Annotated in this window: 15 protein-coding genes and 3 tRNA genes; 6 read left to right on the top strand and 12 right to left on the bottom strand. The window is 65.9% G+C overall.

Going from position 1 to position 14,506, the window contains the following annotated elements:
- Positions 1–42 precede the first annotated feature (42 nt).
- The 4 genes from AC1VV3_RS04135 to AC1VV3_RS04120 all read right to left on the bottom strand — a co-directional run bounded on the left by AC1VV3_RS04135 (position 43) and on the right by AC1VV3_RS04120 (position 3,455).
- Positions 43–119 (bottom strand) — tRNA-Pro (locus tag AC1VV3_RS04135).
- A 48-nt stretch (positions 120–167) separates the two neighbouring features.
- A tRNA-Ile gene (locus tag AC1VV3_RS04130) sits at positions 168–243 on the bottom strand.
- A 46-nt stretch (positions 244–289) separates the two neighbouring features.
- On the bottom strand, positions 290–1,312 hold the full coding sequence (locus tag AC1VV3_RS04125; protein ID WP_431566876.1) for a polysaccharide deacetylase family protein: 1,023 nt from the start codon (positions 1,310–1,312) through the stop codon (positions 290–292).
- 193 nt (positions 1,313–1,505) lie between these two features.
- Positions 1,506–3,455, bottom strand: a complete 1,950-nt coding sequence (locus AC1VV3_RS04120) for a histidine kinase (RefSeq protein ID WP_431566875.1) — start codon at positions 3,453–3,455, stop codon at positions 1,506–1,508.
- A gap of 398 nt (positions 3,456–3,853) precedes the next feature.
- Here AC1VV3_RS04120 and AC1VV3_RS04115 point away from each other — a divergent pair, with 398 nt between their 5' ends.
- The gene (locus AC1VV3_RS04115) at positions 3,854–4,321 is read left to right on the top strand and encodes an Lrp/AsnC family transcriptional regulator (RefSeq protein WP_031342574.1); all 468 of its coding nucleotides are present in this window, start codon (positions 3,854–3,856) and stop codon (positions 4,319–4,321) included.
- Between the two features lie 20 nt (positions 4,322–4,341).
- On the top strand, positions 4,342–4,866 hold the full coding sequence (locus AC1VV3_RS04110) for a hypothetical protein (RefSeq protein WP_431566874.1): 525 nt from the start codon (positions 4,342–4,344) through the stop codon (positions 4,864–4,866).
- Here AC1VV3_RS04110 and aroQ read toward each other — a convergent pair.
- From aroQ to AC1VV3_RS04085, 5 genes are all read right to left on the bottom strand, one after another.
- On the bottom strand, positions 4,830–5,267 hold the full coding sequence (aroQ, locus tag AC1VV3_RS04105; protein WP_132263275.1) for a type II 3-dehydroquinate dehydratase: 438 nt from the start codon (positions 5,265–5,267) through the stop codon (positions 4,830–4,832). The two genes, AC1VV3_RS04110 and aroQ, sit on opposite strands and share 37 nt — an antisense overlap.
- Before the next feature lie 104 nt (positions 5,268–5,371).
- Positions 5,372–5,704, bottom strand: coding sequence for a hypothetical protein (locus tag AC1VV3_RS04100; protein WP_431566873.1), 333 nt, complete (start codon positions 5,702–5,704; stop codon positions 5,372–5,374).
- A 134-nt stretch (positions 5,705–5,838) separates the two neighbouring features.
- The gene (locus AC1VV3_RS04095) at positions 5,839–6,252 is read right to left on the bottom strand and encodes a holin family protein (RefSeq protein ID WP_431566872.1); all 414 of its coding nucleotides are present in this window, start codon (positions 6,250–6,252) and stop codon (positions 5,839–5,841) included.
- Positions 6,253–6,392: 140 nt separating this feature from the next.
- The gene (locus AC1VV3_RS04090) at positions 6,393–6,608 is read right to left on the bottom strand and encodes a hypothetical protein (RefSeq protein WP_132263271.1); all 216 of its coding nucleotides are present in this window, start codon (positions 6,606–6,608) and stop codon (positions 6,393–6,395) included.
- 178 nt (positions 6,609–6,786) lie between these two features.
- A tRNA-Pro gene (locus tag AC1VV3_RS04085) sits at positions 6,787–6,863 on the bottom strand.
- 295 nt (positions 6,864–7,158) lie between these two features.
- Between AC1VV3_RS04085 and yajC the strand changes: the two genes are divergently transcribed.
- The 3 genes from yajC to secF all read left to right on the top strand — a co-directional run bounded on the left by yajC (position 7,159) and on the right by secF (position 10,196).
- Complete coding sequence (yajC, locus tag AC1VV3_RS04080) at positions 7,159–7,494, top strand: preprotein translocase subunit YajC (RefSeq protein ID WP_086491997.1); 336 nt, start codon at positions 7,159–7,161, stop codon at positions 7,492–7,494.
- Between the two features lie 89 nt (positions 7,495–7,583).
- Positions 7,584–9,197, top strand: coding sequence for a protein translocase subunit SecD (gene secD / locus AC1VV3_RS04075; RefSeq protein ID WP_132263269.1), 1,614 nt, complete (start codon positions 7,584–7,586; stop codon positions 9,195–9,197).
- Positions 9,198–9,209: 12 nt separating this feature from the next.
- Positions 9,210–10,196 (top strand): protein translocase subunit SecF, encoded by a 987-nt coding sequence (secF, locus tag AC1VV3_RS04070; RefSeq protein ID WP_132263267.1) that lies wholly within the window; start codon positions 9,210–9,212, stop codon positions 10,194–10,196.
- A gap of 59 nt (positions 10,197–10,255) precedes the next feature.
- On the opposite strand, the gene AC1VV3_RS04065 is transcribed toward secF, so the two are convergent.
- From AC1VV3_RS04065 to AC1VV3_RS04055, 3 genes are all read right to left on the bottom strand, one after another.
- Positions 10,256–11,467, bottom strand: coding sequence for a glycosyltransferase (locus AC1VV3_RS04065; protein WP_431566871.1), 1,212 nt, complete (start codon positions 11,465–11,467; stop codon positions 10,256–10,258).
- A 23-nt stretch (positions 11,468–11,490) separates the two neighbouring features.
- Positions 11,491–12,063: a helix-turn-helix domain-containing protein gene (locus AC1VV3_RS04060; protein WP_431566870.1), complete on the bottom strand. Its 573-nt coding sequence runs from the start codon at positions 12,061–12,063 to the stop codon at positions 11,491–11,493.
- A gap of 150 nt (positions 12,064–12,213) precedes the next feature.
- Complete coding sequence (locus tag AC1VV3_RS04055) at positions 12,214–14,007, bottom strand: ABC-F family ATP-binding cassette domain-containing protein (protein ID WP_132263261.1); 1,794 nt, start codon at positions 14,005–14,007, stop codon at positions 12,214–12,216.
- Positions 14,008–14,159: 152 nt separating this feature from the next.
- Between AC1VV3_RS04055 and AC1VV3_RS04050 the strand changes: the two genes are divergently transcribed.
- Positions 14,160–14,483, top strand: a complete 324-nt coding sequence (locus tag AC1VV3_RS04050) for a PepSY domain-containing protein (RefSeq protein WP_314465700.1) — start codon at positions 14,160–14,162, stop codon at positions 14,481–14,483.
- The last annotated feature ends 23 nt before the right edge of the window (positions 14,484–14,506 follow it).

Here is a 14,506-nt window from a genome sequence, read left to right as displayed (position 1 = left end):
GCCCCTTGCAGGGATGTTTTCAGATCTGCGGAAAAAACGAATTGGTCGGGGAGACAGGATTCGAACCTGCGACATCTTGCTCCCAAAGCAAGCGCGCTACCGGGCTGCGCCACTCCCCGACCCTTCGGTCGTCGATGTTGATCCGGGACCAGAAGTCCCGGTGCCGTTGGTGGGCCCGGCAGGATTCGAACCCGCGACCTAGCCGTTATGAGCGGCCAGCTCTAACCGCTGAGCTACAGGCCCCAACTGCCACGCCCGGCTCCATCGACGAGGCCGGACGAGAAGCCCGTTAGCTTGGCAATTCGTTCTGCGCAAGCGCTACGCTGGACATGATGTTGGCAACATTGCTCGGTTTTACACCGCGGCGTTCCAGATGCGCGAAAAGTGTGCGCCACCAGCCGTAGAGCGCGTCCAGATCCTGCGCGTCCCGCACGTAAGGCGTATAGCCGGGAACGAGCGAGGGGCTGTGGAAGGAGAAGACCAGCACCGGCAACCCGGCATCGATGGCCACGTCGACACCGCGCAGCGCTTCCTCGGCCGTGATTCCCTCCGGCGTCAGGGGGATGCGCTCCAGCAGTCCGGCACGGGCGAGGGCGCCGCGCAGCTGCGGCATGCGCCAGAGCGCGGGGTATATCGTATTGCCAAGCTGCCGCAGCGGTCCCCAATAGACGGTGGTCAGCGGCAGTTCGAGCAGCCGCCGCGCGTTGTCCGTCCAATAAGGTTGCAGCGGATGGGTGCGATAGTTCGGCCCGCCGGAAGCGCTGTAGTCGAACCGCGCGCGTACCGAAGTGTCGATGGCGATGCCGAATTCGTCCAGGATCTCGGCAGTGCGCGGGCCGAGCCCGTAGCGTCCGGCCCGGTAGATGCGCGGCGCCGTGCCGAAAGCCTCGACGATTCGGCCGTGAAGGCGCGCGAACTTCTCGCGCTCCAGTTCGAAGCCCAGGTTCCCGGCGTAGGAGTTGAACTCGGTCACGGCCTCGTCGAACGGGGGGTTCACCCAGGGGTGAAGCTGGACGCCCACTTCCGCCCGCCCGGCCGCGACCGCTTCGCCGATGGCTTCGGGTGCCAGCGGCGAATCGGCGACCGGATAATCCACGAGATAGATCGGCACGACGCCGAACTCCTCGCAGAACTGCTGGAACGTGCGCAGTGCCGGGACGGAAAGCGTGCCATGCCCGTGCCGGTCGAGCGGCGCGTTCCAGTCGAACTCTTCCTCGGTATCGACCGTGACGATGAAACGCTGGCCGAATCCCTCGCTGAATTGCGCAAGGGCATCGGCGCGCGGCGGCAGGAGGAGGTTGGTCCCCGGCAAGACAGAATATTCCCTCAATCGGGTCGCATCCGACAGAACGACAATATGGACGAAGCGGCTCCGGGACCAGGCAGGCTGGCCTGCGAATCCGCAAGTACGGCAGGAACGGCCTAGAGGAAAAGTGTTCCGCTTCGGTAAAGGGGCGGGACGAAAGTCTTCCCCCGCACGGTCTGGAACCCTCTCCGCGAGGGGCTCAGAGCGCGCGGCTTTCGGCGTCCTGCGCGCGGCCCAGCGCCGATGCCGCAAAGGCGGGGAGCGACAGCCGCAGCTCGTCGCCGTCGCGCTGGAGGCTGCCGCCGGCAGCGTCGGCTTCGGCCGCTGCCAGGCGTAAGGTGAAGCCGATGCCGAACATGCCGGTGGAAAGCGACTGGCCGCGCTCGCTCACCGGCGTTTCGAACAGGCTCTGGGCATCGCGCGCCAGCAGCAGCGAGGGCAAGGTCACTCGCATGGCCACGCGCCCGTTCTCCACGGCGAGCCGGACCGGCAGCAGTTCGTGCGGCGCAGTCATCCCTGCGAGTACGGCGAAGACGCGCCATATCATACGCTCGATCTCGGTCCGCTCGATGGCGATCGGCAGCGCCGGCCCGCCCGTTTCGGGAAGGACGAAACCACTGCCGCGCGGCTCGGTCCAGGCCTTGAGGCGCGCAACGGTCTCGGACAGGACGGCGACGAGGTCGCTTTCGCCCGATTCGATGCCGAGGGCGCCCGATTCGAGCTTTACCAACCGGTCGAGTTCCTCGAATCCGGCCAGGATATGGGCGCAGTCCCCGGCGATGGCCGCGGCAAGGGCGCGATATTCGTGCGGCGCAGGGCCGTAGAGCTGCTGCTGGATGATCTCCGCGGCGACCTGGATGGCATTGGCCGGCGTGCGCAGTTCGTGCAACACCTGGCGCATGCGGTCCGCCTCGCTGGGTTCGGCGGCCGGGGCCGCGTCGACGGCGGCGATCTTGCCGGGGCGGCGCAGGCGCCCGGCATAGCCTGTGAATCGGCCGCTCGCGGGGTCGAAGTGCGGCACGGCATCCACTTGCCAGGCACCGCTCACGGCAGGAGCGCCGGTGATCTCGATGGCAACCGCGCGGAGGGGTTGGCGGTGCCGGATGGAAAGTGCCAGACCGGGAATATGCATCGAGGCCATCTGCACGGACGGCAGCGGCGCTGCAGGATCGAGCGGCTCACTCACCATCGGGTCGAGCGCCGCGAGGTTGAGGCCGATCAGCGCGCTGGCATGGGAACCGTCGGCCCAGCAGACGCGGCCTTCCGAATCCGTCGCGAAATCCATGGCGACGGGGGCGCTGGCGCTGGGCGAATCGCCCAAAGGCAGGCGGGGAGAGCCGCCGGCAATGCCCGGTGCGTGATGCTCGCGTGCCTTGCGGAATTCCTCGATGCGGCGGACGATCGCGCCGATGCCGTCGCCGCCTTCTATGCCGGTCCCGCCGCCGCTGGTCTCCAGCCCGCTGCGCAGCGCGGCCGAACGGCGCGAGGTGGCGGCCTGTTCGAAATCGGCAAAGGAAATCGGCTCGGCGCCCCGCGGGTGCTCCGTCTCCGGTTCCTCTTCGGCGTCCGGCAGTTCGGCTTCGTCGAGCAAGTCGAAAGGTTCGCCCTCAACGGGCGTCTGAGGCGCGGCGTGGTTTTCGCTCGCGGCCTCGCTCGGAAACTGAATTTCGAAAGTGGAAACGGAGACTTCCAGGACTTGCGCGTTCGGGGCGGGTGGCAGGCCGCGATCCTGGATGCCCAGACGGTCGAGCAGCGCGCCGACTTCCGGGCCGAGATCGCGGCGGTGGCGCAAGATGCCGCGGGCGCGCACGGGCAGGGCGGGCACGAGGCGAAGCCAGCCCGCTTCGTCCAGTCGCGCCGTGCCGATGGCAGCCAGGGCGACCTCGGGTTCCGCTTCGGCGAACAGGGCCAGAAGACGGGCATTGGTCAGGGGCTGGAGCGGCTGGCGCACCAGCCGCGCACGGTCTGCCGCGCCGATCTGTGCGCCGAGTTCTTCGACCCGGGCAAAGCCGGCCTCGATGGCGTCGGAACGGGCGTCCTCGGGCAGGCGCCCCAGGATGTCGATCAACTGCCGGTACTGGATGCGCGCCAGCGCGTCCCCGGAGGACGGCAGGCGCAGTACCGTGGCAAGGCGATCGTCGAAATGCATTCCGGCTCCATAGGCGGTCTGCAAGCCCTTGCGAAGCCGCCCTATCCCTATTGTTACCCGAAGTAGGCCCTTAGAGGTTAAGTCAGGGTCACCAAGGGGCGAACTTTACTTCGAAAAATGCAGCGGCGCCCGTGTTTCCTGCCCGCCCGGTAGGAGGCTTTGCCGGTCTTCCATGTTCCGCCGATGGGGGAAAGGAGCCGGAAAGGCCCGCAAATCCGGCCGCCGGCCTATGCGAAAACGCTCTCTAGCAAACTGTGCAGACGCTGTAAGTCGGCAGATTGTAGGCGTTGCAATGCGGGACGATTACGCTAAGGGATAATATTATTACAGGGGTGTCAGCGTTTTCGAGTGGATATTGCATGCCGGATCACGCTGCGCGCCCGCAAGGAAAGTTTCGCATGATTAATCTCGATGACATCGATCGCCGCTTGCTTGCAGAGTTGCAGGACGAAGGCCGCATCACCAATGTCGAACTCGCCCAGCGCGTCGGTCTCACCGCTCCGCCGTGCCTGCGCCGTGTGCGCAGCCTGGAGGAATCGGGCATCATCCAGGGCTACCACGCCGATCTGGACGCTTCGAAGCTGGGCTTCACCATCACCGTCTTCGCGCTGGTCAGCCTGAAGAGCCAGGCCGAGGAATCGCTGCGCGCCTTCGAGGACCACATGAAGGGTCTGCCCGAAGTGCGCGAGTGCCACATGCTCAACGGCGAGATCGACTTCATTCTGAAGATCGTCAGTCGCGACCTGCAGAGCTTCCAGGAATTCCTCACCAGCAAGCTGACGCCCGCACCGAACGTGGACAGCGTCAAGACCTCGCTGACGATCCGCACCGCCAAAAGCGTGCCGGGCGTTCCGCTGGAAGCCTGAAAGCGAATCACCGCGTGGCAATGACGAGAAAAAGGCGCCGCGTCCTGCTCCTGGGCGCGGCGTTGCTGTTGGCAGCCGGGAACCTCTGGTGGTTCACACGGGGAAGCAGTCAGCCCGAGCCGGACTTCGTGCTGGGCGCGACGTTCGAATATGCGAGCATCGCGGCGCAGGACCTGCCTTCACTGCCGCGCTACGATGCCGCCAAGGGAACGTGGCAGGCCCGCGGCCGGCCGGTCACCGCGATAAAGGATCACGTTCGCCCTTATCGCGCCTCCGATTCTGTCACGAAGTGGAGCCCCACGTCCTATGTGGCGATAGGGGTGGAGGCGAGTGCCGGTCCCAGCCAGCTTCACCCGATCTTTCTCGATCTCGTCCGCGCGGGGATCTGCGATGTTGCCGTCGTTCAGGACGGCATGTCGCCCGATCCGCGCGGGGAGGTGGCTGTCTTGATCCAGCATGTCGTGTCCGTCAGGGACGGCACGGGCAGCGCGGTGAAATGCCACGCGCGTCAGAGCGCGGCAGCGCCCTCCAGCGCCAGCAGATAGCTCTTCGCACCGAAACCGGCGACGGTGGCCTTTGCCGCCATGCCGACCCATGACGTGTGGCGGAATTCCTCGCGGGCGTGCGGGTTGGAGAGGTGCACCTCGATCACCGGCACCTTGATAGACCGGATCGCGTCATGCAGTGCGATAGAGGTGTGCGTATAGGCGCCGGGATTGATCAGCACCGCATGGGCGCCTTCGTCCTCGGCTTCGTGCAGCCAGTCGATCAGGTGGCCTTCGTGGTTCGACTGGCGCATCTCGATGGAGCAATCCAGCGTCTCGCCGCGCTCCACCAGCATGGCGCCGATGTCGTCCAGCGTCTGCGAACCGTAGATGCCGGGTTCGCGCTTGCCCAGGCGGTTGAGGTTCGGTCCGTTGAGGACGTAGACGAGCTTGCTGGCCATTTCGCGATTTCCCGGTGCGGTTGCTATCCGGGCGCGGCTCTAGAGCATTTTCAGGCCCGCTGGAAACACCCCGAGGCGCCGAACCGGCAAAGTAGCGCGGCGCGTCAGCGGGGTGCGGGCATCTGGTCGTCGATGGGGCGGCCGTCCGCCTGCGTACCGACGGGAGGCTGCGGCGCGCTGCCGCCGAAGTCGGGTGCAGCATCCTGCGCACCCTCCGGCGGCGTTTCCGCCTCCGACTGGTCGGCATCGGCGTCGCCCTGATAGAACTTCGCGAGTTCGGCGTCGTTGGCCTTGAGCCGCGCGGAGGCTGCCGCGCTTTCCGCCTGCTGCCGGGCGGAGGCTTCCTGTTCCGCGGAACTCTTCGCCGCGGCCAGCTGCTTTTCCAGCTCTTCCTCGCGGCTCGGCCCGCAGGCTGCCAGCACCAGGGCCGGGCTCAAGACCAGTGCAATGGGCAAGACATTCCGAAACACGCAGTGGCTCCCCGCCAGACATCGCCGTGAGACCGCAAAAGTGACGGTCCTGCCGGGATCTCTAGCGGGGAAGGTTTGGCTTAATCTTAACGGGCGAAAATCTAGCGATCCGAGCCCTTGGCCTTGCCCCACTGCCGCATCGCCGAATATCCGAGGTATCCGGTGCCGAAGAGGGCGTAGAGCGGCTCCGGGATGCCGTTCAGATAGGCCGACATGCTGCTGCCGATGGCTTCGGCGGTCCGGGGGCTCAGGGCACCGATCAGGCCCATGGGCAGCGACCACAGGATCATGAGGTAGATGACGTAGAGAAAGCTCGGCCTGGCCCGGCTGGTCCAGGGATCGCGCGACTCGGCTTCTGCGACGATCGGCGAGAGACCTGCCTGAAGCATCTGCAATTCCTGAGAATTTTCGAGTTTAAGCAGTTCCAGCTTGGCGCGGTCCCGTGCATCGGGATCGGGGATCACCTTGTCGATGATCTTCGAGACCGGCGCGAGTATCGAATCGAACAGGGGCATTGGCGGGCACTCCCTAGGATGGTGGCCCGCAACCAGATAATCGAAGCGATCGATGTAGGAAAATGCTGCCAGTCATCGCCGCAGTCGGCGGTTCTTGCAGGAAGTGAGGCGGGGAGAAACTGCTCCAGCCGCCTCGCGGATCAGACGTCGGACGGTATCGGCCGGTCGAGATAAGTGGTTTCGCCCTGCCGGCGCGCTTCCCAGGCATTGGTGCGCTCGCGGGCATAGGCCTTCTGCACGCGAACCCGGCTGATGCCGTATCGCTTGGCGAGGTCGCCGTAAGTCGCGCCATCGATCACGGCGACATAGATCGCGGCATTGCGCTCTTCGCTGGAGCTAGGATTCTCAGAGGACATCGACATTCTCCCGCGTTCTGCGCCGTGCTGGTTGGTCACCCGTCGCAGGCGATTCGCCCTCGGCAACGTATCAAGCCTGGGTTCCGATCCCAATCGGACGCGGTCTTGTCCGAAAACGAAATGAGGGCTGAAACGAAAACGCCGTCTCCCGCACGAAGCAGGAGACGGCGTTTTTCATTGGTCGGGACGAGAGGATTCGAACCTCCGACCCCCACACCCCCAGTGTGATGCGCTACCAGGCTGCGCTACGTCCCGACCGGAGCGCGGCCTATAGGAGGCCTTTTTCGAGAGCGCAAGCGTCTGAATGACACTTTCTTCACGGTGCTTGAACGGCACTTGTGGATACCTATTTGGCGACGGCTTCGGTGAGGCCCACGGGGGATGGCGGCTTTCCGCAGGAAGGCCGCGCGTTGCCAGTGCTCCGCTTTGTTGCTAACCGCGCGCATCCGGCAAAGTCCATAGAATGGATTTTCCCGGCGAGGCGTGCGGCAGATCGGATGCCGCGTATTGCCGCGCCGGCACGAACACGACGAGAAGGCCCTTCAGTTCAATGCAAAGCTCGATTCTCAACCAGCTCGCCGCCGCCGCTCCTGCCGGCGCGCCGCCGGCATGGATCCAGTATCTGCCCTTCGTCGCGATGGCGGTGATCTTCTGGTTCCTCATCCTGCGTCCGCAGATGAAGCAGCAGAAGGAGCACAAGAATAAGCTTTCGGCGCTCAAGAAGGGTGACGAAGTGCTGACCGGAGGCGGCCTCGTCGGCAAGATCGTCAAGATCGACGACAACTACGCCGATATCCAGCTTGCGCAGGGCGTCGTCGTCAAGGCGGTCAAGTCGACCATCGTCGATGTGATCCCGCCGGCCGGCTCGAAGCCCGCAAACGACTGAATTTCCGGCATCGCCGGGCTGAACCTGGCGATTCCCGATATCATGGAGCGCCCTGGACCGGGCGCTCTTTCGGAGAGAAGCCACAGGCTATGCTCGAATTTCCTACCTGGAAGAAGCTCTGGTACTGGGCGCTGACGATCGTCATCGCCCTTTGCGCCGTGCCGTCGCTGGTCTCGCTGACCAATGCGCGCTGGCCCGCATTCCTGCCGGAGCCAAAGATCAATCTCGGCCTCGACCTGGCCGGCGGCAGCCGCCTCCTGCTGGAGGCCGACCGCAAGCAGGTCGTCCAGCAGCGCCTGGAAGGCATGGAGGAATCCGTGCGCACGCGCCTGCGCCAGGCCAGCCCGACCATCGCCATCGGCGATTTTTCCAGCAACGGCGGCCAGCTGGCCTTCACCGTGCGCGACGCTTCGCAGGTGGATGCCGCGCGGGAAGCGATCCTGCCGCTGACCTCCGGCGCGGGCCTGACCGGCCAGCGTGACTGGGACATCACCGTACAGGACGGCACGCGCTTCATCCTCGTGCCGACCCAGGCCGGTATCGACCTGGCAATCAGCAATGCGATGGAAACTGCGGTCGAAGTGGTCCGCAAGCGCATCGACGCGCTCGGCACCAAGGAGCCCGACATCCGCCGCCTCGGCGGTACCCGCATCGACGTGCAGGTGCCCGGCCTCCAGGACCCGCAGGCGCTGAAGAACCTGCTTGGCCAGACCGCCAAGCTCGAATTCAAGCTGGTCGACGAAACGGCTGTGCCCAGCGATCTGGCCAAGGGCATCGTGCCTCCGGGCGACGAGATCGTGCCTTACGCCGATCCCACTTCGCCGGCTGCCGGCGGCGTTCCCGCCATTGCGGTGAAGCGTCTGGGCGGTATCAAGGGCGACGAACTGACCGATGCCAAGCAGGCCTTCGAACCGAAGACCAACGCGGCGGTCGTCTCGATCACCTTCAATCAGCAGGGCGGCGAGAAGTTCGCCAAGCTGACGACCGAGAACGTCAACAAGCGCTTCGCCATCATCCTCGACGGCAAAGTGCTCTCCGCGCCCAGCATCAACGAGCCGATCCTGGGCGGCAGCGCCCAGATCTCGGGCAGCTTCAACGTCCAGTCTGCCACGCAGCTCGCCATCGCCCTGCGTTCGGGCGCGCTTCCGGTCGATCTGACCGTCGTCGAGGAGCGCACCGTCGGTCCCGACCTCGGCGCCGATTCGATCCAGAAGGGCGTCGTCGCCATGGGCGTCGGCTCGCTGCTGCTGATGGTGTTCATCTTCCTGACTTATGGCCGCCTCGGCGCCTATGCGAACCTGGCGCTGGTCATCAACGTGCTGATGATCCTGGGCGTGATGGCGGTGCTGGGCACCACCCTGACGCTTCCCGGCATCGCCGGCTTCGTGCTGACGATCGGTGCGGCGGTCGACGCCAACGTGCTCATCAACGAGCGTATCCGCGAGGAACGCCATCGCGGCCGCCGCGTGGTGCAGTCGGTCGAGCTGGGCTACAAGGAGGCGAGCCGCGCCATCTTCGACGCCAACATCACCAACGCCATCTCGGCGGTGCTGATGTTCGCCTTCGGCTCGGGTCCGGTCCGCGGTTTCGCGGTCGTCCTCATGATCGGTATCGCGACTTCGGTGTTCACCGCCGTCACGATGAGCCGGATGTGGGTTGCGGGCTGGCTGCGTCGCACCCGTCCCAGCGACCTGAACGTATAAAGGTACTGGCGCATGAAGCTCCTCAAGCTCATTCCCGATCACACGAACATCCACTTCCTGCGCTGGCAGTGGCCGTTCTTCATCACCAACCTGCTGGCGATGGCGGCATCGATCGTGCTGCTGTTCACGCATGGCCTCAACCTGGGTGTTGACTTCGTCGGCGGCCAGATGATCCGCGTGACGTTCGAGCAGAGCGCCACGGCGCCGGTCGGCAAGCTGCGCGACAGCGTGGATTCGCTCGGCTTCGGCGAGCCGGTGATCCAGACTTTCGGCAAGCCCAACGAAGTCTCGGTCCGCATGAAGCTGCCGGAAGGTGCGGAGGACAACCCGAAGCTGGCCGACGGCATGGCGCGCAAGATTACCGAAAAGGTGCGTCATGACTTCGCCGACGCCCGTGTCGACGGCGTCGACTCGGTCTCGGGCAAAGTCTCCGGCGAGCTGTTCCACACCGGCATGCTCGCCCTCGGCCTGGCGATGATCTGTATCTCGATCTACATCTGGATCCGGTTCGAATGGCAGTTCGCCGCCGGCGCGCTGTTCGCGCTGGTGCAGGACATCCTGCTGACCGTGGGCATGTTCTCGCTGACGCAGATGGAGTTCGACCTCAACATCGTCGCCGCGCTGCTGACGCTGCTGGGCTACTCGCTGAACGACAAGATCGTCGTTTACGACCGCATCCGCGAGAACATGAAGAAGCACCGCCGCATGCCGATGAGCGAGCTGCTCGACCTCTCGGTGAACGAGACGCTGTCGCGCACGATCGCGACCTCGCTCTCGGTGCTGATCATGCTCGTCTCGCTGCTGCTGCTCGGCCCCGACGTGATCTTCGGCTTCACCGCTGCGATCACCCTGGGCATCTTCATCGGTACCTACAGCTCGATCTTCATGTCCGCGCCGATCCTGATCTGGCTGGGCGTGAAGTCGGACTCCTTCGTGAAGACGGAAACCGATATCGACCGCCAGGAACGCCTCGCCCGCGAGGGCGGCGCGCGGCCCTGAGCCGAAGCACCTCAAGATGACGAAAGGGCCGTTCCTGCAAGGGAGCGGCCCTTTTCATATCAGGCCGCAGCGTAGACCGGCTCGCCCGAAAGCACGTCGCGCCAGAAGCGGACGAGGTTCTGGGCATTCACGCCCCAGGAGAATCTGCTGACGTTCGCGGAAACGTCCTGCTGGCTCGGCGGATCGGCCAGGATGTCGCGCACGGCATCGGCGATCGCTTCGGGGGTGCGCTCGGCGATGATGCGCCCGGCGCTTTCGTCCTTCACCACCTCGCGGGCGCCGCCGATGTCGGGGATGACGATCGGCGTGCCGCAGGCCAGTCCTTCCACCCAGACATTGGCGAGGCCCTCGCTGGCCGAAGGCAGGACCAGCACGTCGGCCGCGCAAAGGACATGGGGCAGCAGGTCGTGGCCGACGAGGCCGAGGAACTGCACCCGGTCGGCCACGCCCAGCCAGTCTGCCAGGGCATGGAGCGACTTGTCGTCCTCGCCCGTGCCGGCAAGGGCGAGACGCGCACCGGGCAGGTGAGTGAGTGCCTCGATCACCAGGCGCTGTCCCTTGCGCGGGATCAGCGAGCCGGGCGTGACGATCAGCGGCCCTTCCGACCAGATCCCGAGGTTGGGCATCGCCGAGACGAGTGCCCGGGCGGCGCCGCGTGCCACGGGGTGGAAGCGCTCATGGTCGAGGCCGGTGTAGTGAACGCCGATCCGTTCGGCGGGCATGCCCAGGGCGATCATGTCGCTGCGCAAGGCCTCGCTGACCGCCAGCATTCCGGCGGCCTGCTGCGCCGCCCGCTGCATCTGTTTGAGCGCAACGGGGCGCTGTCCCCAGTAATGGATGTCCGCCCCGCGCGACTTGATGGTGAGCGGCAGCCCCAGTTCGCGCGCGATCAGCGCGGCGGCGGGGCCGTCCGGGAAGAAGAACTGCGCATCGACCAGGTCGAACGGCCGCTCGGCATGGAGGCGGCGGACGAGCGGCAGCACGGCGCGGGCGATCCGGCCGGGATTGGTATCGCCGCCGATCTTCGGGATCAGCGTGAACTTGGGATAGTGCACTTCGAAGCCGGCGATGCTGCTGGATTCGGGAATGTGCCTGAGCTTGTCGTAGGGATGGCGGCGGGACAGCGGCCAGGGCGGAATGCCGATGGGGCTGACCATGGTGAGGTCCACCTCGCCCCCGGCGACGATCGCCCGCATCTGGTTGCCGACGAAGACGCCGAAGGACGGCTTCACCGGATTCGGAAACAGCGTGGCAATGGAGAGGATGCGCATGGCTTCCCTTTAGAGGCGGAAAGTTAGAGCTTTCTGACGAGCATGTCCGCAACGGCCAGCCACTGGGGATGTTCCACCGGTACGGGCGGCTGGCCGCTGATCGGGGGCAGCAGGACCAGCGCCTCGCCGCCGCTCTCGATCAGCCTTCCGAATGCGAATCGGCCGCCGGGGAGTGGGGCGAGCACGTCGCGGTTCAGCAGGCGCGAAGCCTGGTGCAGGGGCGTCTGTCGCAGCCAGACCTGGTCTCCGGTGCGGTATTCGCCGCAGGTCGCCTCCACTTCCATCACCATCCACGGCAGGTCGGCGGCAAGATCGCTCGGCAGCAGGGCCTCGCGCCGGAGACGCGGGCTTTCGGCGCCGCTTTCGGAGAGGAGAGCCACGACCATGACCGGCTCGCTGGCCTCGCTGCGCAGGAGGCTCTCCGGATCGACACCCAGCGCCTGGGCGATCCGGTTCATCCAGACGAGCGAGAGGTTGCGCATGCCCGTCTCAAGGCGGCCGATGGTCTGCGCGGTCGTGACGGGCCGGCACGCGGCAGCGACATCGGCCAGGGTCAGGCCCTTCTGAAGCCGGATGTCGCGAATGCGGTTGATCATCGAGAAGCTGGCCCCTTGCCGATCCGGCGCAGCCTTGGCGGAGGGCTAACCGATCTGGTTTCCCTCATCGCCGCGGAGAGCCGTCTTGGCAAGGGACGGCGGGCAGGCGCGGCGGCTTGCCCGCCTGCCGCGCCTAGGCACCAGGCTCCCTTATCCCTCGACCAGTTCGGCCAGTTCCAGCCAGCGTTCTTCCGCGGCTTCCTTTTCGCCGCGCGACTTGTCGATGGCGGCGGTCAGGCTGGCGAATTTCGCCGGATCGCGGGTGTAGAGCGCTGGATCGGCCATGGCCGCTTCGTCGCGGGCGATGGCGGCTTCCAGTTCCTCGATCCGCTTGGGCAACAGTTCGTAGTCGCGCTGGTCCTTGTAGGACAGCTTGCCCTTCCTGGGCGGCGGCGGAGCGGCGGTATTGGCGCTCTCCTTCGCCTTGGCCTTGCCGCTGGCGGTGCGCTGGCGGCGCTTGGCCTCCCAATCGGCATAGCCGCCGGCGATCACATCGATATGGCCGGTGCCGTCGAGGCCGAGCGTGACGTTGACCGTGCGGTCGAGGAAGTCACGGTCGTGGCTGACGATCAGCACCGTGCCGTTATAGTCCGCGATCACTTCCTGAAGCAGGTCGAGCGTTTCGAGGTCGAGGTCGTTGGTCGGCTCGTCCAGTACCAGCAGGTTCGATGTTCGCGCGAATTCGCGGGCGAACAGCAGGCGCGAGCGCTCGCCGCCCGAAAGCGTGCCCACTTTCGCCTCGACCAGACCGGGATCGAACAGGAAGTCCTTGAGATAGCCCTGGATGTGCTTGCGCACGCCCACCACGTCGATCCAGTCCCCGCCCTCGGCCAGGACGTCGCGAATGCGCATTTCCGGGCTCATGCGGCTGCGCTGCTGGTCGATGACGGTGGCGTCAAGCGTGGCGGCGCGCGTCACGGTGCCGGAATCCGGCTGCAATTCGCCGATCAGCAGCTTCAGCAGCGTCGTCTTGCCCGAGCCGTTGGAGCCGACGATGCCGATGCGGTCGCCGCGCTGGATGCGCAAGTTGAAGTCCTTGATGACCGTGCGGGCGGCCTCTCCGGTTCCGAACGTCTTGGTGACGTGCTCGGCGACGATGACGGACTTGGTCTTGCTGTCGTCCGCCACGACGGCGAGCTTGGCTGCGCCCTGCGGCCCCATCATGGCCGCGCGCTGGGCCCGCATTTCCCAGAGCTTGGCAAGGCGCCCCTGGTTGCGCTTGCGCCGCGCGGTCACGCCGCGTTCCAGCCAGTGCGCCTCGATCTTGAGCTTGGCGTCCAGCTTCTGGGCGGCGCGTTCCTCTTCGGCGTAGACCTCGTTTTCCCAGGCTTCGTAGCCGCCGAAGCCGATGTCCCTGCGGCGCATGCTGCCCCGGTCCAGCCAGAGCGTCGCATTGGTCAGGCGGGTCAGGAAGGTGCGATCGTGGCTGATTACGACGAAAGCGCCGTTGTAGCGCTGCAGCCAGGATTCCAGCCAGTCGATCGCGGCAAGGTCGAGGTGGTTGGTCGGCTCGTCCAGCAGCAGCAGGTCGGGCTCGGAGGCGAGGGCACGGCACAAGGCGGCGCGACGGCGTTCACCGCCGCTGGCGCTCTTCGCCTCGCGCGAGAGGTCGATGCCGAGCTGATCGGCGATCGATTCGACTTCGTGGCGCGGCGGGGCATCGTCGCCGTGAATGGCGAAATCGAGAAGGGTGTCGAACCCGGTGAAGAATGGGTCCTGTTCCAGCGTGACCACGCGGGTGCCCGGCTGGACCGAGCGCGTGCCCTTGTCCGCATCGACGCTGCCGGCAATCAGCTTGAGCAGCGTGGTCTTGCCCGCGCCGTTGCGCCCGATCAGCGCCAGCCGATCGCGCGGGGCGATGTTGATGTCGAGGTCCTGGAAGAGCCAGCCGGAGCCCTGGATCAGGCCGAGGCCTTCCCAGCTGAGAATAGGTGCGATTGCCATGGCTCGGCGCCCTACAGGGCCGGGCGGGGGGCTGGCAAGCCGCACGGCGCGGCATTGCGAGCGTGGACTTTCGGCCACACCTCCGATCCGGCGCTGCCTTCCTGCCACATTCAGGACTTGTTCAAGGCGGCGGGCTTAGGCAGCAAGTCGATATGAAACAGGCTCTTTCTTTCCTGGCGGCCCCTGCCGCGCTGGCTCTTGCGGCCTTCGGGTCGGTCGTGCCCACGCTGACTGCGCATGCAGCCGATCCCGGCGGCGAGCAGGGTGAGGTGCGCCGCGAACGCAGGGCCGGCAACATCCTGTCCATCCGCGAGATCGAGCAGATCGTTCTGCCGCGCATGTCCGGGAAGCAATATCTCGGCCCGGATTACGATTCGGCCGCCATGGCCTATCGCCTGAAGTTCATCCAGAGCGGCAAGGTCTACTACGTCGATGTCGACGCGCGCACGGGGCGGGTGATCGGCCAATCGCGTTGAACGATGCCGCGTAGAAGCGCAGG

The sequence above is a fragment of the Novosphingobium sp. BL-S-34 genome (genome assembly GCF_056857015.1).
This window is presented reverse-complemented; position numbering and strand designations above follow the sequence as displayed.

Excerpts from the sequence above, each read along its gene's own strand:
- AC1VV3_RS04120 (WP_431566875.1), bottom strand. The coding sequence starts at position 3,455 with ATGCATTTCGACGATCGCCTTGCCACGGTACTGCGCCTGCCGTCCTCC.
- AC1VV3_RS04115 (WP_031342574.1), top strand. The coding sequence starts at position 3,854 with ATGATTAATCTCGATGACATCGATCGCCGCTTGCTTGCAGAGTTGCAG.
- AC1VV3_RS04110 (WP_431566874.1), top strand. The coding sequence starts at position 4,342 with ATGACGAGAAAAAGGCGCCGCGTCCTGCTCCTGGGCGCGGCGTTGCTG.
- aroQ (WP_132263275.1), bottom strand. The coding sequence starts at position 5,267 with ATGGCCAGCAAGCTCGTCTACGTCCTCAACGGACCGAACCTCAACCGC.
- AC1VV3_RS04095 (WP_431566872.1), bottom strand. The coding sequence starts at position 6,252 with ATGCCCCTGTTCGATTCGATACTCGCGCCGGTCTCGAAGATCATCGAC.
- AC1VV3_RS04090 (WP_132263271.1), bottom strand. The coding sequence starts at position 6,608 with ATGTCCTCTGAGAATCCTAGCTCCAGCGAAGAGCGCAATGCCGCGATC.
- yajC (WP_086491997.1), top strand. The coding sequence starts at position 7,159 with ATGCAAAGCTCGATTCTCAACCAGCTCGCCGCCGCCGCTCCTGCCGGC.
- secD (WP_132263269.1), top strand. The coding sequence starts at position 7,584 with ATGCTCGAATTTCCTACCTGGAAGAAGCTCTGGTACTGGGCGCTGACG.
- secF (WP_132263267.1), top strand. The coding sequence starts at position 9,210 with ATGAAGCTCCTCAAGCTCATTCCCGATCACACGAACATCCACTTCCTG.
- AC1VV3_RS04065 (WP_431566871.1), bottom strand. The coding sequence starts at position 11,467 with ATGCGCATCCTCTCCATTGCCACGCTGTTTCCGAATCCGGTGAAGCCG.
- AC1VV3_RS04060 (WP_431566870.1), bottom strand. The coding sequence starts at position 12,063 with ATGATCAACCGCATTCGCGACATCCGGCTTCAGAAGGGCCTGACCCTG.
- AC1VV3_RS04055 (WP_132263261.1), bottom strand. The coding sequence starts at position 14,007 with ATGGCAATCGCACCTATTCTCAGCTGGGAAGGCCTCGGCCTGATCCAG.
- AC1VV3_RS04050 (WP_314465700.1), top strand. The coding sequence starts at position 14,160 with ATGAAACAGGCTCTTTCTTTCCTGGCGGCCCCTGCCGCGCTGGCTCTT.